Origin of the sequence: Ramlibacter sp. AN1133, from assembly GCF_037890035.1 — a bacterium.
GTDB lineage: Bacteria > Pseudomonadota > Gammaproteobacteria > Burkholderiales > Burkholderiaceae_C > Ramlibacter.
Map to the genome: position 1 here is coordinate 43,304 of NZ_JBBKTQ010000014.1, position 20,085 is coordinate 63,388.

16 protein-coding genes are annotated in these 20,085 nt (G+C 69.4%); 8 read left to right on the plus strand and 8 right to left on the minus strand.

Annotated features, from left to right (window positions below):
• On the minus strand, positions 1-1,851 hold the full coding sequence (locus WG923_RS19000) for a M48 family metallopeptidase (RefSeq protein ID WP_340352557.1): 1,851 nt from the start codon (positions 1,849-1,851) through the stop codon (positions 1-3).
• Positions 1,852-1,871: 20 nt separating this feature from the next.
• Positions 1,872-2,456, minus strand: coding sequence for a phosphoribosylglycinamide formyltransferase (gene purN / locus WG923_RS19005; protein ID WP_340352558.1), 585 nt, complete (start codon positions 2,454-2,456; stop codon positions 1,872-1,874).
• A 24-nt stretch (positions 2,457-2,480) separates the two neighbouring features.
• Here purN and WG923_RS19010 point away from each other — a divergent pair, with 24 nt between their 5' ends.
• The 4 genes from WG923_RS19010 to WG923_RS19025 all read left to right on the plus strand — a co-directional run bounded on the left by WG923_RS19010 (position 2,481) and on the right by WG923_RS19025 (position 6,945).
• Positions 2,481-3,158, plus strand: a complete 678-nt coding sequence (locus tag WG923_RS19010) for a YceH family protein (protein ID WP_340352559.1) — start codon at positions 2,481-2,483, stop codon at positions 3,156-3,158.
• Between the two features lie 26 nt (positions 3,159-3,184).
• Complete coding sequence (locus WG923_RS19015) at positions 3,185-4,363, plus strand: acyl-CoA dehydrogenase family protein (RefSeq protein ID WP_340352560.1); 1,179 nt, start codon at positions 3,185-3,187, stop codon at positions 4,361-4,363.
• 12 nt (positions 4,364-4,375) lie between these two features.
• Positions 4,376-5,491, plus strand: coding sequence for an acyl-CoA dehydrogenase family protein (locus WG923_RS19020; protein ID WP_340352561.1), 1,116 nt, complete (start codon positions 4,376-4,378; stop codon positions 5,489-5,491).
• Positions 5,492-5,571: 80 nt separating this feature from the next.
• Positions 5,572-6,945 (plus strand): alpha/beta fold hydrolase, encoded by a 1,374-nt coding sequence (locus WG923_RS19025; RefSeq protein WP_340352562.1) that lies wholly within the window; start codon positions 5,572-5,574, stop codon positions 6,943-6,945.
• Positions 6,946-7,057: 112 nt separating this feature from the next.
• Here WG923_RS19025 and WG923_RS19030 read toward each other — a convergent pair whose 3' ends face one another.
• Positions 7,058-7,615: an HNH endonuclease gene (locus WG923_RS19030; RefSeq protein ID WP_340352563.1), complete on the minus strand. Its 558-nt coding sequence runs from the start codon at positions 7,613-7,615 to the stop codon at positions 7,058-7,060.
• A gap of 164 nt (positions 7,616-7,779) precedes the next feature.
• Here WG923_RS19030 and WG923_RS19035 point away from each other — a divergent pair, with 164 nt between their 5' ends.
• The 4 genes from WG923_RS19035 to WG923_RS19050 all read left to right on the plus strand — a co-directional run bounded on the left by WG923_RS19035 (position 7,780) and on the right by WG923_RS19050 (position 14,153).
• Positions 7,780-8,790: a bifunctional riboflavin kinase/FAD synthetase gene (locus WG923_RS19035; RefSeq protein WP_340352564.1), complete on the plus strand. Its 1,011-nt coding sequence runs from the start codon at positions 7,780-7,782 to the stop codon at positions 8,788-8,790.
• A 102-nt stretch (positions 8,791-8,892) separates the two neighbouring features.
• Positions 8,893-11,817 (plus strand): isoleucine--tRNA ligase, encoded by a 2,925-nt coding sequence (gene ileS / locus WG923_RS19040; protein ID WP_340352565.1) that lies wholly within the window; start codon positions 8,893-8,895, stop codon positions 11,815-11,817.
• The gene (gene lspA, locus WG923_RS19045; RefSeq protein WP_340352566.1) at positions 11,817-12,338 is read left to right on the plus strand and encodes a signal peptidase II; all 522 of its coding nucleotides are present in this window, start codon (positions 11,817-11,819) and stop codon (positions 12,336-12,338) included. Before ileS ends, lspA begins: the two co-directional genes overlap by 1 nt.
• A 144-nt stretch (positions 12,339-12,482) precedes the next feature.
• On the plus strand, positions 12,483-14,153 hold the full coding sequence (locus tag WG923_RS19050; RefSeq protein ID WP_340352567.1) for a Na/Pi cotransporter family protein: 1,671 nt from the start codon (positions 12,483-12,485) through the stop codon (positions 14,151-14,153).
• Here WG923_RS19050 and WG923_RS19055 read toward each other — a convergent pair.
• From WG923_RS19055 to WG923_RS19075, 5 genes are all read right to left on the minus strand, one after another.
• The gene (locus WG923_RS19055) at positions 14,110-14,556 is read right to left on the minus strand and encodes a response regulator (RefSeq protein ID WP_340352568.1); all 447 of its coding nucleotides are present in this window, start codon (positions 14,554-14,556) and stop codon (positions 14,110-14,112) included. The two genes, WG923_RS19050 and WG923_RS19055, sit on opposite strands and share 44 nt — an antisense overlap.
• 885 nt (positions 14,557-15,441) lie before the next feature.
• Positions 15,442-16,545, minus strand: a complete 1,104-nt coding sequence (locus WG923_RS19060; RefSeq protein WP_340352569.1) for a flavin reductase — start codon at positions 16,543-16,545, stop codon at positions 15,442-15,444.
• Between the two features lie 5 nt (positions 16,546-16,550).
• Positions 16,551-17,702, minus strand: a complete 1,152-nt coding sequence (locus tag WG923_RS19065; protein WP_340352570.1) for an amidohydrolase family protein — start codon at positions 17,700-17,702, stop codon at positions 16,551-16,553.
• A gap of 10 nt (positions 17,703-17,712) precedes the next feature.
• Entirely contained in the window at positions 17,713-18,768 is a 1,056-nt protein-coding gene (locus WG923_RS19070) for a CobW family GTP-binding protein (protein ID WP_340352643.1), read from the minus strand.
• On the minus strand, positions 18,765-20,009 hold the full coding sequence (locus tag WG923_RS19075; RefSeq protein ID WP_340352571.1) for an LVIVD repeat-containing protein: 1,245 nt from the start codon (positions 20,007-20,009) through the stop codon (positions 18,765-18,767). Before WG923_RS19075 ends, WG923_RS19070 begins: the two co-directional genes overlap by 4 nt.
• Between the last annotated feature and the right edge of the window lie 76 nt (positions 20,010-20,085).

Below are 20,085 nucleotides of genomic sequence, written 5' to 3' on the forward strand. Positions count from 1 at the left end.
TCACACCGCGACGCGGGCGTCGTACAGCGGGCGGCCTTTCCCGCGGACCTCTCCCAGTTCCGGCGACTGCCCGCTCCACAGCAGCAGCACCGGGCCGGGCAGCCACAGGCCCGGCTCCAATGCGGCGCACAGCGCGATCGCCTGCTGCGCATCGAGCCGCGGCACGTCGACGACCAGCAGGTAGCAGCGCCGCGCCGGGAACTCGCGGACCTCCTTGCGCAGCAGCCAGGCGCAGCGCACGTCCGGCCAGCGCGCCAGTTCCGACTCCAGCTCCCAGCGTTCGAACTCGTTCAGGTCGGACGGGGAGGTGCGCGCCAGCACGGGTTGCTGGGTGAGTTCCGACCAGGCGCGCGCCTCGGCCGCCTCGGCGTGCTGCAGCCGGGCGCGCCACCAGGCCAGGGCCTCGCCGTCGTGCGCCGGATCCTCTTCGAGCGCTGCGATCGCCGTCTGCGCGGCCCACCAGCGATGCTGCGGACTGGCTTCGTGCAGGCGTTCCAGGCAGGCCATGCGCTGCTGCACGTGCTCCGCCGGCAGGCAGGCGTACAGCCCCTGCAAGGCCTGGCCGTGGTGCGGCGCCAGCGCCAGGGCGCGGTCGTAGTACGGGCGCGCCGGTGCATCCACCTGCAGGCGCCGTTCGAGGTCGCCGAGTTCGGTCCATTCGTCCGCGTTCTTCTCGCCGCGCCCGCGCAGGTGTTCGATGCGGCCGCGGATGCGCGCCAGCGCCGCGTGGTACTGCTTCCAGGCGATGGCGTTCTCGCCGCGCCACTGGTGGTCGAAGTGCGCGATCCACCGGTGCGCCTTGCGTCCGAGCAGTTCCAGCGCGGCACGCCCGGACCAGGCGGGCAGCTTCGGCGCCACGCCCAGGCCGTCGAGCCGGTCGCGCAGCACGGGATGCGTGTCGTCGAAGCCGCTGAGGCGGCGCAGCGCCTGGCGCAGGCTTCGGCGCGCGAAGGCGTCCGGCAGCGGCAGCGCCAGCAGCTTGCGCATGCGGGCATAGGGCCCCACCGGCAGCTCCTGGTCCACTGCCTGCGCCCAGTGGCTGGGCCAGAAGTGCTGCTGCAGCCAGTCGGCCTTCAGGGCGATCTCCGTCAGGGCCGCTGCGGCGACCTCGCTGCCGACGAGCCGGGCCGCGATGCGGTCGGCTTCGTATTCGTCCTGCCGGGCCAGCGCGAAGGTGCGGGCAACGAAGCGCGGGAAGTACCAGGCCAGGAAGCCGTGGGTCAGTGCCGCGACCGGGCCGCTCTCGCCTTCCATGCTCTCGTACAGGCGGCTCCAGCTGGCCCGCGTGCGGTAGATCCAGGCGCCGAAGCGGCCGTGGTCGCGCCGCAGGTGGCCGTATTCGTGCGCGAGCACGGCCAGCAGGCGTTGCCGGTCCAGGGCCATCAGCAGGGGCAGCCCGATCGCGAGGTGGTTGCGGGCGCCGCCGAACACGCCCCAGCGCGGGCGCTGCGCGATGCTGGCATTGAGCTCGCCGGTCAGCATCACCTCGTGGATGGGCGGCCCCTTCACCTTGCGGCGGATGCGCTCCAGCGCCTCGAACAGGGCGGGCGCGTCCTGCGGCCGCAGGCGGATGCCTGCCGGCGCGGCGAGGTGGAACCACAGGGCGCGCGCACAGCTCCAGAGCAGGCCGGCGGCGGCCACGAGGGGCACCGCATACACGGCACGGAAATGCCCTTGCAGCGCGGAATGCGCGATCAGCCCCAGCAGGCCGCCGGCGAGCACGAAGCAGCCCAGCACCCAGGCGTAGCCCAGGCCGGCGAATGCCGCGAGGCCGCGACGGTACGCCGCGGCGTCCTGCGCGCTCGCGTGTTCCGACATCCGCACCAGGTGGACGAAGTCCGCGTGTTGCACCGGGGCGCCTCCTCTGCCGCTTACGCAGCTTGCCGCAGGAAGTGCGCGACCGCTTTCGGATAGATCAAGTGTTCCTGCGTCAGGACGCGCGCGGCCAGCGTCGCCGCGGTGTCGTCCGGCAGGATCGGAACGACGGCCTGCTCCAGGATCGGGCCGTAATCCAGTTCCGCGGTGACCTGGTGCACGGTGGCGCCGGCGAAGCGGCAGCCGGCGTCCAGCGCGCGCTGGTGCGTGTGCAGGCCGGGAAAGGCGGGCAGCAGCGAGGGGTGGATGTTCAGCAGGCGAGCGCGGTAACGCTCCACGAACGCCGGCGTCAGGATGCGCATGAAGCCGGCCAGCACCACCAGGGCCGGCGCATGCCGGTCGATGGCGGCCGCCAGCGCTTCGTCGAACGCCTCGCGCGAGGGGAACAGCTTGTGGTCCACCACTTCGGCGGCCAGCCCCTGCTCGCGCGCGAAGGCCAGCCCGCCGGCGTCGGGGCGGTTGCTGATCACGGCCTTCACCTCCGCCCCATGGGTCTTGCGCCAGTTGTCGCGCTGCGCCGCGCGCACAATGGCGGCCATGTTCGAGCCCCCGCCCGAAATGAGGATCACGATGTTCTTCATGCTGCGGCGGATTATCCCAAGCCCATGGAACCGTTAACCCTGGCCGAGGCGCGCGTCCTCGGCACCCTGATGGAAAAGGCACGCACGGTGCCGGACAGCTACCCGATGACGCTCAACGCGCTGGTGGCCGGCTGCAACCAGAAGAGCGCGCGCGATCCCGTCTCCAACCTCAGCGAGGCGCAGGTGCAAGAGGCGCTGGACGGCCTCAAGCGCCGGTCGCTGGCCTTCGCCACCAGCGGCTCGCGCGTGATGCGCTGGGAGCACAACTTCCAGCGGGCCATGGTGGTGCCGGAACAGTCGGCGGTGCTGCTGGGCCTGCTGATGCTGCGCGGCCCGCAGACCGCGGGCGAACTGCGCATCCACAGCGAGCGCTGGTACCGCTTCGCCGACATCTCCTCGGTCGAGGCCTTCCTCGAGGAGCTGCGCGACCGCTCCGAGGCCAAGGGCGGAGCGCTGGTGGTGCAGTTGCCGCGCGCCACGGGCGCCCGCGAGGCGCGCTGGGCGCACCTGCTGTGCGGGCCGGTGGACGTGGCTGCGGCAGCGGCCAGCGCCGAGGCCCGCGCGGCCGGCGACGGCGCCCTGGCGGCCCGCCTCGCCCTGCTGGAGGAGGAGGTGGCGCAGCTGCGCGAGATCGTCACCGACCTGGCCACCCAGCTCGGTTTGTCACCGCCTGGACAGCAGAAAACGAACGACCGTGCTTGAATAACCGATTGCTCCGGAGACAGCCCATGGATCTAGCCTTCACCCCCGAAGAACAGCAGTTCCGCGAGGAAGTCCGCGCCTGGGTGCGCGAGAACCTCCCGCCGGAGATCGCGCACAAGGTGCACAACGCCCTGCACCTGACGCGTGACGACATGCAGCGCTGGGCCCGCATCCTGGGCAAGAAGGGCTGGCTGGGCTACGGCTGGCCCAAGCAGTTCGGCGGCCCCGGCTGGACGGCGGTGCAGAAGCACCTGTTCGAGGAGGAAGCGGCCCTGGCCGGCGCGCCCCGCATCGTGCCTTTCGGGCCCGTGATGGTGGCGCCCGTGATCATGGCCTTCGGCTCGCCCGAGCAGCAGAAGCGCTTCCTGCCCGGCATCGCCAGCGGCGAGGTCTGGTGGAGCCAGGGCTACAGCGAGCCGGGCTCCGGCTCCGACCTGGCATCGCTCAAGTGCAGGGCCGAGCGCCGCGGCGACAAGTACATCGTCAACGGCCAGAAGACCTGGACCACGCTGGCGCAGCACGGCGACTGGATCTTCTGCCTGGTGCGCACGTCCACCGAAGGCAAGCCGCAGACCGGCATCTCCTTCCTGCTGGTCGACATGAAGTCGCCCGGCGTCACGGTGCGGCCGATCGTCATGCTCGATGGCAGCCCCGAGGTGAACGAGGTGTTCTTCGACAACGTCGAAGTGCCGGCCGAGAACCTGATCGGAGAAGAGAACAAGGGCTGGACCTACGCCAAGCACCTGCTGTCGCACGAGCGCACCAACATCGCCGACGTGAACCGCGCCAAGCGCGAGCTGGAGCGGCTCAAGCGCATCGCGCGCAGCGAAGGCGTGTACACGGACACGCGCTTTCGCGACGAGATCGCCAAGCTCGAAGTGGACGTGGTGGCGCTGGAGATGCTGGTGCTGCGCGTGCTCTCCGCCGAGAAGTCCGGCAAGAACCCGCTGGACATCGCCGGCCTGCTGAAGATCAAGGGCAGCGAGATCCAGCAGCGCTACTCGGAGCTGATGATGCTGGCGGCCGGCCCCTACGCCATCCCCTTCGTGCTGGAGGCGATGGAAGCCGGCTACCAGGGCGAATTCGTGGGCGCCGCCACCCTCGCGCCCCTGGCCGCCACGTATCTCAACATGCGCAAGACGACGATCTACGGCGGATCGAACGAGGTCCAGCGCAACATCGTCGCCCAGACCGTTCTGGGCTGAGGGGAGCAGGACATGGACTTCAATTTTTCCGACGACCAGGAACAGCTGCGCGACGCCGTGCGCAAGTGGGTGGACCGCAGCTACACCTTCGAGCGCCGGCGCGCCATCACGAAAGCGGGCGGCTTCGACCGCGCGGCCTACGGCGAACTCGCGGAGCTGGGCCTCGCGGGCCTGTACGTGCCCGAGGACCAGGGCGGCATGGGGATGGGCCCCGTGGAGGCGATGGTGGTGCTGGAGGAACTCGGGCGCGGCATCGTGCTGGAGCCCCTGAAGCACGCCTTGGTCGCGGGCGGCGTGCTCGGTGCCTACGCACCGCAGGCCGTGCGTTCGGCGTGGCTGCCGAAGATCGCCTCCGGCGAGGCGCTGGTGGTGCTGGCGCACCAGGAGCGCAAGGCGCGCTACCGGCTCGATGCCTGCGAGGCCCAGGCCACGCAGGCCGGCGGCGGCTGGAAGGTCTCCGGCGAGAAGAGCGTCGTGCCCGCGGGCGACCAGCCCGATGCCTTCCTGGTGCCGGCCAGGGCCAACGGCAAGATCGCCCTCTTCCTCGTCGAGCGGCAGGCGCAGGGCGTGGGCACCCGCGGCTATCCGACGCTGGAAGGCGCCCGCGCGGCCGAAGTGACGCTGCGCGATGCCGCCGCCACGCTGGTCAGCGAGGACGGCCTGCCGGTGCTGGAGCACGCGGTGGACATCGGCATCGCCTGCACCTGCGCCGAAGCCGTCGGCGCGATCGACAGGACGATGCAGCTCACGGCCGAATACCTCAACACGCGCAAGCAGTTCGGCGTCACGCTCGCCACCTTCCAGGCCCTGCGGCATCGCATGGCGGACATGAAGATGCAGCAGGAGCTGGCGCGGTCCATGAGTTATTACGCCTCCCTGAAGCTCAATGCGCCGCCGGAGGAGCGCCGGCGCGCGATGGCCCGTGCGAAGTACCAGCTCGGGGTGGCGATGCGCTTCGTGGGCCAGAACTCGGTGCAGCTGCATGGCGGCATCGGGGTGACCGACGAATACGCCGGCAGCCATTACTTCAAGAAGCTGACGCAGCTCGAACTCGAATTCGGGGATACCCTGCACCACCTCGGCGAGGTCTCGGCAAGAATGCAGGACACCGCCGGCGTGTTCGCCTGACGGCGTTTGTTGTTCGGACGGAACGCCCGCGGCCCGCGGGCGTTTTCTTTTGTTTTCACCACTTGCAGGAGCAAGGAACCATGACCACTCGCCGCGAATTCATCGCGTTGCCGGGCGCGCTGATTCTCAGCGCCTGCGCATCCGGCCCTTCGCGATCGTCGGAATTCCCGCCGATCGTGTTCGTCCACGGCAACGGGGATTCCGCCTCCATCTGGCAGACCACGCTGTGGCGCTTCGAGTCCAACGGCTGGCCGCGCGATCGCCTGTTCGCCCCCGACCAACCCTATCCGCTGGCCCGCGAGGACGACCGCGTCGAGCAGCCCGGCCGCTCGTCCACGACGCAGCACATGGAGTTCCTGCGCGACGAGGTGGAGAAGGCCCTGAAGGCCACGGGCGCCTCGCAGGTGGTGCTGGTGGCCAGCTCGCGCGGCGGCTATGCGGTGCGCAACTACATCCAGAACGGCGGCGGCGCCGCCAGGGTGAGCCATGCGATCCTGGGCGGGGTGCCGAACCACGGCGTGTGGAACGTGCCCGGGCGCTCGCCGGGCAGCGAATTCGCCGGCAACGGCGCCTTCCTGCAGGCGCTCAACGCGCCCAAGAACGCGCAGGGCGACGAGGTCACCGGCCCCGTGAAGTGGCTCACGATCCGCTCCGACCGCAACGACAAGTACGCGCAGCCCCTGGGCACCTGGATCGGCGACCCGAAGCTGGCCACCGGCGTCACCTACGAAGGCCCGGCGCTCAAGGGCGCCACGAACGTCGTGCTGCCGCGGGTGGACCATCGCGAGACCGCGTTCTCCGCCGCCGCCTTCGAGGCGATGCATCGCTTCATCACGGGCAGGGAGCCGGCCACATTGCAGGTCGTGCCCGAGGATCACGTCATGCTCGGTGGCAAGGTGGTGGGCACCGGGCTTTCCTCCACCGAGCCGGCCAGCGGCAACTTCGCCAACAACCTGCCGTTGCCGGGCGCGAAGCTGGAGGTGTACGCCACGGATGCGGCCACCGGCGAGCGCCGCGGGCCGGCGGTGCTGACGCAGACGATAGGCGCCGATGGCGCCTGGGGCCCCTTGCACGCGCAGCCCGCCACGCCCTACGAGTTCGTCATCACCGCGCCGGGCTACGCCACGACCCACATCTACCGCGGCCCCTTCCCGCGTTCCAGCACCATCGTGCACCTGCGGCCGGACCGGATCGCCCTCTTCGAACGCAATGCCATTGCGATCGTGACCCTTTCGCGGCCGCGCGGCTACTTCGACCCGGAGCGCGACAAGATGATCTTCGACCGCCGCAGCCCGCCCCCCGGCGTGCAGCCGGGCGCGGGCGTCGCCACTTCGCGCATCCAGCTGCTGGACGTCGGGCGGCCCGTGCTGGCGGAATTCAACGGCGAGAAGATCGCCGGCCGCAGCTGGCCGGTGGCGAACAACGAGGTGGCGGTGATCGAGCTGACGTACTGAGATAACTAGGCGTAGGCTGGTGGTGGAGCGCAGCGAAACCCCAGCGATGCGCGGAGCGCCGGCGTTCCGGCGCTATCGCGCGTCACCGCCAGCCTGCAAGACAGCCAGCACGCTACGCGTGCAGCCGCGAGTTCTTCGGCAGGTGCGCCATCAGGAACTCCATCTGGTCCGCCAGGATGCGGCGGTTGCGCAGGATGAAGTCCTCCCACAGGCTCGGGATGTAGGGCGCGTACAGCAGCGCCATGTTGGCCTGCTCCGGCGTGCGGCTGCCCTTGCGGTGGTTGCACGCGCGGCAGGCCGTCACCACGTTCATCCAGTGGTCCTTGCCGTTCTGGGCGAAGGGAATGACGTGCTCGCGCGTGAGCTCTTCCTCGTGGAACAGCCCGCCGCAATAGGCGCAGATGTTGCGGTCGCGGGCGAACAGCTTGCCGTTGGTGAGCCCCGGCTTGAGCTCGAAGGGGTTGATGTTCGGCACGCCCTTGGTGCCGATGATGCTGTTGACCGTGATGAGCGACTGCAGCCCGCTCATGGCGTTGATGCCGCCGCGGAACACGGCGACGTCCGCCCCTGCTTCCCACCGGACCTGGTCGGCGGCATAGTGCAGGACGGCTTGCTCCAGCGAAATCCACGACTGGGGCAGTCCCTGGGCGGACAGCTTCAAGACCTTCAAGACGGGGCCTCCATTCAGCACGGACGTCACCGTCGCCGGGCGCCAGCGCCCGGAGGCAGCGTGAGACACAATATACCGTGTTTTCGTGATCCGCCTGTGGCAGGCCATGCGTGCGTTGGCGCCGGCCAACGGCGCCCGTCTGCTATCAAAAACATATCAGCTCCATGCAGATCCTGCGCGGCTTCCACCACCCCCAGATCGCCCGCGCCTGTGCGGTGACGATCGGTAACTTCGATGGGGTCCACCGGGGCCACCAGGCCATGCTGGCGCTGCTGAACAACGAGGCGCGCCACCGCGGGGTGCCCAGCTGCGTGCTGACCTTCGAGCCGCACCCGCGCGACTATTTCGCCGCCCTGCACCGCAAGCCGGAGCTCGCCCCGGCGCGGGTGGCCACCCTGCGCGACAAGCTGGGCGAACTGCGCAAGTGCGGGGTGGACCAGTGCGTGATCCTCAAATTCGACCAGCGCCTGTCGAGCCAGCAGCCCGAAGCCTTCATCGACCAGGTGCTGGTGCGCGGCCTCGGGGCGAAGTACGTGCTGGTCGGCGACGACTTCCGCTTCGGCGTGAAGCGGGCCGGCGACTACGCGATGCTGGATTCGGCGGGCAGCCGCCAGGGCTTCGACGTCGCCCGCATGAACAGCTACGAAGTGCACGGCCTGCGCGTGTCGAGCTCCGCCGTGCGCGAGGCGCTGGCGCGTGGCGACATGGCGGGCACGGCGGCCCTGCTCGGGCGGCCGTACAGCATCAGCGGCCACGTGGTGCACGGGCGCAAGCTCGGTCGCGAACTCGGCTTCAAGACGCTCAACCTGCGCTTTTCCCACTGGAAGCCCGCCGCCAGCGGGATCTTCGCGGTGACGGTCCACGGCCTGGACGACCAGCCCCTGGAAGGCGTGGCGAACCTGGGCATCCGGCCCTCGCTGGACCCGCGCGACGTCAATGGCGGGCGGGTGCTGCTGGAGACCCATTGCTGGGACTGGCCCGCGCGGCTGGGCGAGGAAGGGGCCTACGGTAAAATCATCCGGGTGGAACTGTTGCACAAACTGCACGACGAGCTGCGCTACGACGGCCTCGATGCCCTGAAGGCGGGCATCGCGCGCGACGTCGAGGGCGCGCGCGCGTTCTTCGCTTCCACGCACGCCGAAACCCGCCGGCAGACCACGCGCGACCGAATTTAGCGGCCTTGTCACCGCGGCCCCGGGCCGCATCCACCCCACGCCGGCCCCCGCCCGCGTGGCTGCCGGGTCCACCCCGGCGTGACAAGTTCGCAGAGGCTTCCCATGACCGACAAGACCGATTACCGCGCCACCCTCAACCTGCCCGATACGCCGTTCCCGATGCGCGGCGACCTGCCCAAGCGCGAGCCGGGCTGGGTGAAGCAGTGGGAGGACGAGGGCCTGTACAAGCGCCTGCGCGAGGCGCGCTGCGGCCGGCAGAAGTTCATCCTGCACGACGGCCCGCCCTATGCCAACGGCCAGATCCACATGGGCCACGCCGTCAACAAGATCTTGAAGGACATGATCGTCAAGTCGCGCCAGCTCAAGGGGCTGGATGCGGCCTACATCCCGGGCTGGGACTGCCACGGCCTGCCGATCGAGAACGCCATCGAGAAGAAGTTCGGCCGCAACCTGCCCCGCGACGAGATGCAGGCGAAGAGCCGCGCCTTCGCCACCGAGCAGATCGACATCCAGCGCACGGACTTCAAGCGACTGGGCGTGCTGGGCGACTGGGACAACCCGTACCGCACGATGGACTTCGCGACCGAGGCCAACGAGATCCGCGCCTTCAAGCGCGTGATCGAGCGCGGCTTCGTGTACCGCGGCTTGAAGCCCGTGTACTGGTGCTTCGATTGTGGCTCCTCGCTGGCGGAGTTCGAGATCGAGTACGCGGACAAGAAGTCGCAGACGCTCGATGTGGGGTTCAGGGCGGATGCGCCGGCCAAGGTTTATGCAGCGTTCGGGATCACGCCCCCTCCCCAACCCTCCCCCAAAGGGGGAGGGAGCAAAGAAGAACTCCCTCCCCCTCCGGGGGAGGGCGGGGGTGGGGGCGCTCCCGGCGCCGACGACATCTTCGCCGTCATCTGGACCACCACCGCCTGGACCATCCCGGCCAACCAGGCGCTGAACCTCAATCCCGAGATCGTCTATGCGCTGGTCGACACGCCGCGCGGCAAGCTGATCCTGGCCGAGGTGCTGGTCGAGAAGGCGCTCGCGCGCTACAAGCTCGAAGGCAAGGTGCTGGCCACCACCGAGGGCAAGAACCTCGGCGGCCTGGAATTCCGCCATCCGCTGTACGACGTCGACGCCGGCTACCGGCGCCTGTCGCCCGTGTACCTGGCCGACTACGCCACGGCCGAAGACGGCACCGGCATCGTGCACTCCTCGCCGGCCTACGGCCTCGACGACTTCAACTCCTGCGTCGCGCACGGCATGAAGTACGACGAGATCCTCAACCCGGTGCAGGGCAACGGCTCCTACGCGGCCGACTTCCCCCTGTTCGGCGGCGAGAACATCTGGAAGTCCGTGCCGCACATCCTCGCCACGCTGGATGCGGCCGGGCGCCTGTTCACCACCGAGAACATCGTCCACAGCTATCCGCACTGCTGGCGCCACAAGACGCCGGTGATCTACCGCGCCGCCGCCCAGTGGTTCATCCGCATGGACGAAGGCGTGGGCGTGTTCACCAGGGACAAGGCCCCCGACACGCTGCGCAACATGGCGCTGAAGGCCATCGAGGACACCAGCTTCTATCCGGAGAACGGCAAGGCCCGCCTGCGCGACATGATCGCCGGCCGGCCCGACTGGTGCATCAGCCGCCAGCGCAGCTGGGGCGTGCCCCTGCCCTTCTTCCTGCACCGGGATTCGGGCGAGCTGCACCCGAAGACCATGGAGATCCTCGACGTCGCCGCGGCGATGGTCGAGGCCGGCGGCATCGAGGCCTGGAGCAAGGCCTCCACCGAGGAGATCCTCGCCAAGGTGGGCGCTGCCGCGGACGCGCCGCACTACACCAAGAGCACCGACATCCTGGAGGTGTGGTTCGACTCCGGCACCACGCACACCACCGTGCTCAAGGGCTCGCACGCGGGTGCCGCGCACGAGAACGGCCCGGAGGCCGACCTCTATCTCGAGGGCCACGACCAGCACCGCGGCTGGTTCCATTCGTCCCTGCTCACCGCCTGCGCGATGTATGGCCGCGCGCCCTACCGCGGCCTGCTCACGCACGGCTTCACGGTGGACAGCCAGGGCCGCAAGATGAGCAAGTCGCTGGGCAACGGCATCGAGCCGCAGCAGGTCAGCAGCAAGCTCGGCGCGGAAATCATCCGCCTGTGGGTCGCCGCCTCGGACTATTCGGGCGACATCGCCGGCGACGACAGGATCCTCGCCCGCGTGGTCGATGCGTATCGCCGCATCCGCAACACGCTGCGCTTCCTGCTCGCCAACGTGAGCGACTTCGACCCGGCGAAGGACGCCGTGCCGCGCGCCGAGATGCTGGAGATCGACCGCTACGCGCTGGCGCGCGCCGCGCAGTTCCAGGCCGAGGTGCTGGCGCACTTCGAGGTCTACGAATTCCACCCGGTGGTCGCCAAGCTGCAGGTGTACTGCTCGGAAGACCTGGGCGCCTTCTACCTCGACGTGCTGAAGGACCGCCTCTACACCACCGCGCCGAAGTCGCTGGCCCGCCGCAGCGCGCAGACGGCGCTGTGGAACATCACGCATGCGATGCTGCGCTGGATGGCGCCCTTCCTCAGCTTCACCGCGGAGGAGGCCTGGAAGGTGTTCGGCAGCTCGGAGTCGATCTTCCTGGAGGAATACGCCGAGATCGGCAGCCCCGACACGGAACTGCTGGCGAAGTGGGAGCGCATCCGCGCGATCCGCGACCTCGCCAACAAGCAGATCGAGGCGCTGCGCACCGAGGGCCAGGTCGGCTCCTCGCTGCAGGCGAACCTCGTGATCACGGCGGGCGCCGACGACCACGCGCTGCTGGCAGGCCTGGGCGACGACCTCAAGTTCGTGTTCATCGCTTCGGCGGTGCGGCTCGAACGCGGTGAGGCGCTGGCCGTGCAGGCGCTGCCCAGCACGGACGCCAAGTGCGACCGCTGCTGGCACTGGCGCGCCGACGTCGGCAGCGATCCCGAGCATCCCGCGCTCTGCGGCCGCTGCGTGAGCAACCTGTTCGGAGCCGGCGAAGCCCGGGCGCACGCCTGATGGCCGCGCGCGGCACCACCCTGACGATCCGCGGCGGCAGCTCCGGCGGGAGCCTGCTGCCCTGGATCGCGCTGGCGCTGATCATCCTGATCGTCGACCAGTTCACCAAGATCCTGATCCTCGGCTACTACAAGCTCGGCGATTCGACGACGATCACGTCCTTCTTCAACATCGTGCGGGCGCACAACACCGGCGCGGCCTTCTCGTTCCTGGCGGCCGCCTCCGGCTGGCAGCGCTGGCTGTTCACGGCCATCGGCGTGGTGGCCACGCTGTTCATCCTGTACCTGCTGAAAAAGCATGCGGGCCAGAAGCTGTTCTGCTTCGCGCTGGCGTGCATCCTCGGCGGCGCGATCGGCAACGTGATCGACCGCCTGCTGCATGGCTACGTCGTCGACTTCCTGCAGTTCCACTGGCAGGGCCGCTGGTACTTCCCGGCGTTCAACGTCGCCGACACCGCGATCACCATCGGGGCCGCGGGCCTGATCCTCGACGAATTGTTGCGGGTACGGCGCAGCAGGTAGTGCCTCGCGGGGGAGGAAGCACCGGGCCCGTGGCTTGCTTGACACAGCCATGAGAACGCCCCCCTCCCCCACGACGTCCAAGCGGTTGACAGGATTCGTCCTGAACCCGACAGGACCTGCCGCGGCGTATCATTTCCTGCAAACATGAAGCATTTGCTGAACCTGCTGGCGGCCGTCGCGCTGCTGGTCTGGGGCACGTATCTCGTTCGGACCGGCATCCTGCGGGTTTTCGGGGCCAACCTGCGCCAGGTCCTCGCGCGCAGCATCACCACCCGCCCCGCCGCCGGCATGGCCGGCCTCGGCGTCACCGCGCTGGTGCAGTCCAGCACTGCCACGGCGCTGATCGTTTCCGCCTTCGTCGGCCAGGGGCTGGTGCCGCTGTCGACCGCGCTCGCGATGATGCTGGGTGCGGACGTGGGCAGCAGCCTGATGGCGGTCGTCTTCTCGTTCGACCTGTCCTGGCTGTCGCCGCTGTTCATCTTCGTCGGCGTGGTGCTGTTCATCACGCGGCAGTCCACGCCGCTGGGCCGCTTCGGCCGGGTGCTGATCGGCCTGGGCCTCATGCTGCTGGCGCTGCGGCTCGTCTCGGAATCGACGGCGATCATGGTCCGGTCGCCCGCCGTGAAGGCGCTGCTGGAGTCCCTGTACAGCGACATCCTGCTGGAGATCACCGTCGGCGCGGTGATGGCGGTGGTGGCCTATTCCAGCCTCGCGATCGTGCTGCTCACCGCCACGCTGGCGGCCTCCGGCGGCATCCCGCTGGACGTGGCGCTGGGCCTGACGATCGGCGCCAACCTGGGCAGCGGCCTGCTGGGCGTGCTGGCCACGGCGAAATCGGCGGTGCCGGTGCGGCAGGTCCCGATCGGCAACCTCGTGTTCAAGTGCTTCGGGGTGGTGCTGGCCGCGCCCTTCGTGAGCTACTGGGTGAAGTACCTGCGGCCCTACGTGCCGGACCACGCGACGGCCGTGGTGCTGTACCACCTGGCCTTCAACATCCTGATCGCCATCCTGTTCATCGGCTTCACGCAGTACGTGGCGCGCTGGGTCGAGCAGTGGCTGCCCAAGCCGGACCGCAGCATGGTCGCCGGGCGGCCGCACCACCTGGATCCCTCGGCGCTGGCCACGCCCTCGCTGGCCATTTCGAACGCCGCGCGCGAGGCGCTGCACCAGGCCGACGTGGTCGAGACGATGCTGCTCGGGATGCTGCGCGTGATCAAGGACAACGACCTGCGCCTGGCCGAGGAACTGCGCAAGATGGACGACACTGTCGACCAGCTGTACTCCGCGATCAAGTACTACCTGACCAAGATCTCGCGCGAGGCGCTGGGCGAGGAGGAAAGCCGCCGCTGGACGGACATCATCAGCTTCACGATCAACATGGAGCAGATCGGCGACATCGTCGAGCGCATCCTGCTGGACATCGAGGACAAGAAGATCCGCAAGGGCCGCAACTTCTCGGATGCCGGCATGGCGGAAATCTGCGAGCTGCACGCCCGGCTGGTCGACAACCTGCGCCTGGGCATGAGCGTGTTCCTCAACAACTCGGTGCGCGACGCGCAGAAGCTGCTGGAGGAAAAGGCGCGCTTCCGCGACCTCGAGCGCGCCTACGCGGGCACGCACCTCACGCGGCTGACGGAGAACACGGCGCAGAGCATCGAGACGAGCTCACTGCACCTGGACCTGATCAGCGACTTGAAGCGGATCAACTCGCACATCTGCTCGATCGCCTATCCGATCCTCGACTCGGCGGGCGCGCTCGCGCCCAGCCGGCTCAAGCAGGTGTTGCCGGAAGAGCCGTCGCGGGCGTTGCAGTAGCCACTGCGCCGGGCTGGCCGGCGGCGTCGTGCTGCACGTCGCGGCGGTGCTGCACGCAGTAGTCCACCAGCGCTTCCAGCTCGGTGGACTTGTCGAACACGGCATCCGCGCCGAGCTGCTTGCAGCGCCAGCGCACGTCGCGCGAGGAATGGTTGCTCAAGACGACCACCTTCTGGCCCGGCCTGCGGTTGCGGCAGGCTTCCAGCACGTTGAGGCCGCTGCCTTCCCGCAGGAACAGGTCGATGATGGCCAGGTCCCACTCGTTGCGCGCCAGCCAGCGCCTGGCCTCGTGCTCGGTCTCGGTCGTGCCCACCGGCTCGAAATGCGCGAGCTCCTTCAGGGTCTCGATCAGGTTGTCCCGGATCGTCGAGCTGTCCTCGACGATGAAGACGCGGAAGGCCATTTTGTGCTTCTCCATCGTGCCCGCGTGATGTCGCGGCGCATCGTATGGGCAGGTACTTTAGGCGCCGCGTCATGGTCCGGCTGAGAGGTTCGAGGCCAAGGTGATGTAGGAGAGGGCTACTCAGGGGTGGCATCGGCGGGGCGCTCGTCGTGCTTCCGGGGGCGTCGCGGCAGGCGCGGTGCGGTGCAGGCCCGCGGGGCGTCGGTCCGGCGGCTTCGCGCGCCGGACTTCCCCGAGAGACCGGTCCCGCTGGCACGCGCAACATAACTCCCTCCGAGTTCGCCGCGAACGGCGAACTCGGAGGGAGTTATGTTGCGGGCAGGTCCACGTACGCGAGGCTCGCGTCGCTGCGCTGCGTAGCCTCGCTGTGCCAGCGGGCCCGGTCTCTCGGGCTCGGCCCCTGATTGCGGGCCAGCACCCCACCGCGCCTGCCGCGACGTTGGGCATCGTGCGCGTTGGCGTCATGAACGCCGTTTGAAACGTCGGGCCCGGGGGCTTCGCGCTCTGGATTCCCGCCTCCGCGGGAATGACGAGGCGGTCCGGAAGGGCGCGACGCTCAACGTCGCGGCAGGCGGTGCGTGGTGCGGGACCGCGTTGGGGGCGCCCGGAAAATCGGGCCCGCTGGCACAGCATGGCTACGCAGCGCAGCGATGCGAGCCATGCGTACGTGGACATGCCCGCAACATCTGTTTGACCGGAGAGTCTGCCGCGCGCGGCAGACTCGGAGGGAGTTATGTTGCGCGTGCCGGCGGGCCCGATTTTTCGGGGAAGTCCGGCGCGCGAAGCCGCCGGACCGTCACCTTCGCGGTCACGCGCCACGCACCGCCTGCCGCGACGCCCCCGGACACCCCCGGACGCCCCCGGACGCCCCCGGACCCCAAGGAATCAGATCGCCTGCAACGGATCGTTCGAAGCCGGCGCCGAGAGACTGCGACCCCCAAGCCGGAACGAGAGCGCGGCCGCGCAATGCCGCAGCCCCATCACCAATGGGCTGCCTTCGCCCAGGTCCAGCCGCTGCGAACTGCCGATCGCCGTCAGCGCCAGCACCATCGCCCCGGTGTTGTCGAACACCGGCACGCTCGCTGCGCTGATGTTCGTGCCGTACAGGTCGGAGAACTTGTCGGTGCCCACCAGCCGCACGATGCCCGTGGCACGGACCTGCGCGAGTTCCTGCTCCACCTGCAGCAGGTCCATGCCCTGCGCCAGCTCCGCCTCGATGAAGGGCGCGGTCGTCTCGCGCGGCAGCCACGCCGCGAACGCGAGGCCGGTGGCCGAGGTGAGCACGGGCAGCACGAGCCCGGTGCGCAGGTTGTCGCTCACCGGCTGGCTCGCCTCCTCCCAGCGCACGATGGTCGGCCCCTTGTTGCCCCACACGCCGAGGCCCAGGGTTTCGTCGAGTTCGTCCGAGAGCTCCACCAGCGCCCGCGTGGCCAGCCGCACCGCCTTCAGGCGCGCGATGTTCGCCCCGCCCGGGGCTGCCATCAGGCCCAGGTCGTGCGGCTGCGCGACGAGGTACTTGCCGCCGCCGAAGACGAGGGGTTGCAGGCCGGTCCGCTCGATGCGCTCCACCTGGCCGAGGAAGACGAGGTGGTCGCCGCCGGGAAAGCTGTTGATGCGCCGGCATTCGAGGTACGCGGCGCAGCCCTCGATCAGCGGCACGCCGCCGAGGCCGGTGCGCGTCACGCAGCCGGCGAACTTGTCGCCTCCGCCGCGGGCGAACTTGTTGGAGATTTCCACCTGGTCGTCGGCCAGGATGTTGACCACGAAGCGCTCCGACTCGCGGAACACCGGATGGCTGGGCGCCGTGAGCGACTGGCTCCAGAGGATCAGCGGCGGGTCCAGCGAGACCGAGGTGAAGGAATTGGCCGTCAGGCCGTGCGGCTTGCCGTTCTTGTCGACGGTGGTGATCACGGTCACGCCCGTCACGAAGGCGCCGAGCACCTGGCGCAACGCGCGCGCATCGAAGGTCTGGGCGGCGGGCGCGTTCATGGTGCTCACTTCAGCTTGAGCAGCCGCGCCGCATTGCCGCCGGCGATCAGCTCACGCTCCGCCTTGGGCAGGCGCTTGACCTGCGCGAGCAGGCCCAGCGGATCGTCTTCGCCCATGTCGTACGGATAGTCGGTGCCCAGCACGACGTGGTCGGCGCCGAAGCGGTCGACGAGGTGCTTGAGCATCTGCGGATCGTGCGTGATCGTGTCGAAGAAGAACTTCTCCAGGTACTTCGACGGCGGCCGCTTGATCACCGTGCGGCAGTCGGGCCGCGCGCGCCACGCGTGGTCCATGCGCGCCCAGTAGTGCGCCACGAAGCCGCCGCCGTGCGCCACCAGCACCTTCAGCTTCGGGTGCCGCGCCATCGTGCCGTCGAAGATCAGGTGCGACACCGCCACCGTCGAATCGAGCGGGTTGCCGATCACGTTGTTGAAGTAGTGCTGCGTGAGGCGGTCCGCCTGCGTGTAGCCCAGCGGATGCATGAACACCAGGATGCCCAGTTCCTCCGCGCGGGCGAAGAACTTCTCCAGCCCCAGCGACGGGTCGGTCAGGTTCTTGCCGTTGACGTTGGTGCAGATCTCCACGCCGCGCAGCCCGAGGTTCTGCACGGCGTGCTCGAGCTCGCGCACGGCCAGCTCCGCGTCCTGCAGCGGCACGGAGCCCAGGCCGACGAAGCGGTCGGGCGTGTCGGCCACCAGCTTGGCGATGCCCTCGTTCACCTCGCGCGCGAGCTGCGCGCCGTAATCTGGTTCGGTGAAGTAGAAGAAGTGGTACGGCGCCGGGCAGACCGCCTGCACGTCCACGCCCATGCGGTCCATGTCCTTCAGGCGCTGGTCGACGCCGGTGAGCTTGGGCGCGCGCGTCTTCATCTGGCGCACGTTGGTCTCGCGCGTGAGCTCGTTGGCGAAGATCACCGTGGGGTCGTGCTGCGCCGCGTTCAGGTGCGCCGTCTTCGCGTTCACCTCGGGATTGAGGTAGTGGCAATGCAGGTCGACGACCTTGGTCTTGCCCTTGCGCCCCCGGACCGCGACGCTGGCTGCGGCGGCGCGCAGCGACGGGGCCTTCAGGTGGGCGGACCGGCCCGGTGCGGCATGGTGGTGCCGCGGGTCGGTGCAATCCGGTGAGCACGAATACAGCAAGTCGCCTCCTGGGTTCACGGTCGGATCATCATAGCGGGTCGGCCACCCGGGCCACCGCCTGCAGCAGGTCCCGGATCGTGCCGGCCTCGATGCGCCGCGTGATGAACACCAGCCGCGTGCGCCTGTCCTCGCCCGGCCAGCGGTCCAGCGTGACGGGCGGATGGAAGATGTGCTGCACGCCCTGCACCACCACCGGCGCGCCTTCGACGTTGACGATGCCCTTCACGCGCAGCAGGTCCGGCCCGCGCAGGGTGGCGAGCAGCTCCAGCGCGGCGGAAAAACCGTTCCAGGTGAACGGCGCGTCGAAGTGCAGCGACAGCGTGCGGATCGAGCCGTCATGCAGCGGCGGCCGCGCGCCCAGGTGCTTCGCGCCCGCGGAGCCCTCGCCCCGCAGCGGCTCGCCCAGGAAGCGCAGCGTCGCCTCGCCGGCGCGCGCGCTCGCCAGGCCCAGCCCGGTCAGCGCCTGCGGCTCGACCTCGCCGTGCAGGACCAGCCGCACCTCGGCGCCGGGGTTGATCTGCGCGATCGCGGAACGCAGGTCGTCGACCGCCTCGCGCGACGCGATGTCGCTCTTGGTGACGAACACGCGGTCCGCCAGCGCGATCTGCTTGGCCGGCTCGGCATGGTTGGCGAGCTGCTGCGCGCCGTTGGCCGCATCCACCAGCGTGACGAGGCCGTCGAGGCGGAAGTGCGCCGCCACCAGGTTGTCCGCCAGCAGCGTCTGCACCACCGGTGCCGGATCCGCCAGGCCGGTGGTCTCGATGATCACGCGGTCGAAGTCCGCGATCTCGCCGGCACGGCGGCGGGCGAACAGATCGCGCAGCGTCTCCTGCAGGTCCGTGCGCACCGAGCAGCAGATGCAGCCATTGGCGAGCAGCGCGATGTTCTCGGTCGACATCGCGACCAGGTCGTGGTCGATGCCGATCTCGCCCAGCTCGTTGATCACGACGGCCACCCGGTCCATGCCGGGGTGGCGCACCAGCCTGGCGATCAGGGTGGTCTTGCCGCTGCCCAGGAAGCCGGTGACGAGCGTGACGGGCAGCTTGCCGGCGAGCGGGTCGCGCGAAGGGCCCGGTGTGTTCAGAGGGTCAGCTCCAGGATGTAGAGCCCGCCCGTGAAGCGGTCCACCGTGTACACGATGCGGCGCTCGTCCACGTACACGTCGTTGAGCTGCACGGCCCCCGCGGGCGACAGGCGCGGCGCGCCGGGGACGTAGTACGCGATCTCCTCCACGCGGTACGGATTGCTGGTGTCGTACACGCGCACGCCGGCGTTGAAGAAGGTGCCGACGATGATCGTGTCGGAGCGGAACGAGGCCGGCCCCGGCAGGTTCTCGTGCAGGTTGTGCGCGCCGAAGCGGCCGCCGCGCCGGGCGAAGGCCTCGTACGGCGGTGCCGGGAAGGTGCCGATCGGCACCGGGTTCGCCTCGTTGCGCGCGTCGATCACCCACACCAGCTTGGGCCAGTCCGCGCCCTCGTCCTGCACGCACTCGTCGCTCACGATCCACAGCCTGCGCTCGAACAGGGGCAGCACCGTGTGCGTGAAGCCGTTGAAGGGCGGCGAGGGATTCCAGTGCGAGACGACCTTGATCGCCGAAGGATCGGCGATGTCCAGCACGAAGGCGCCGCCGTCGATGTAGCCCACGTAGGCGCGGTCGGGCCGCTCGGGGAACACGTTGGTGTTGTGGGCGCGGAATCCCATGTCGAACTTCTTCGCCAGCCGGGCGGGGGCTGGCGCTTCGTCGCCTTCGCGGGTGCCGGGGTACCACCAGCGCCCGGCCTCCACCGGTTTCGCCGGGTTCGACACGTCGAGGATGCGGTAGAACTGGTCGTCCAGCGGGTGGCGGGGCGTGAAGTCCGGCGCCCCGGAGGACATGTGGATGGTCTTGCCGTCGACGAACCACAGCGCGTGCACGCCGCGCGAATGCGGGCCCGAACAGTCGAAGTGCGAGATCCGCTTCGGGTCTTCGGGCGTGCTCACGTCGAACAGGTCCACGCCGGCGGGCGTGAGGCCCACCGTGCTGGTCTGGTACGCCACCGCGAGCGTGTCGCCCACCAGGTCCAGCGAGTTGGAGCGCACCTTGTTGTGCGGCAGCTCCGTCTGCACGATCAGGCGCGGCGCGCGCGGATCCGTCACGTCGACGCCGGAGAAGTTCTTGGGCGCCGACTCGTGCGCCAGCCACAGGATGCGGCGGCCGTCACGGGTGAGCTGCAGCGCCATGCCCTCGCCGATGCCGCCGTGGCCCTGCAGTTCGTGCTGCGCCAGCAGCTTCATGTTGAAGGACAGGGTCTGGTCGGCGCGCGCGCCGGGAGCGGAATGCAGCATGCGGGAAAGTACGGGAGTGCGGGGCTGCGAACGATCTTAGAGTGCATCGCGACGTGGCGCCACGCCGTGTTTTCCC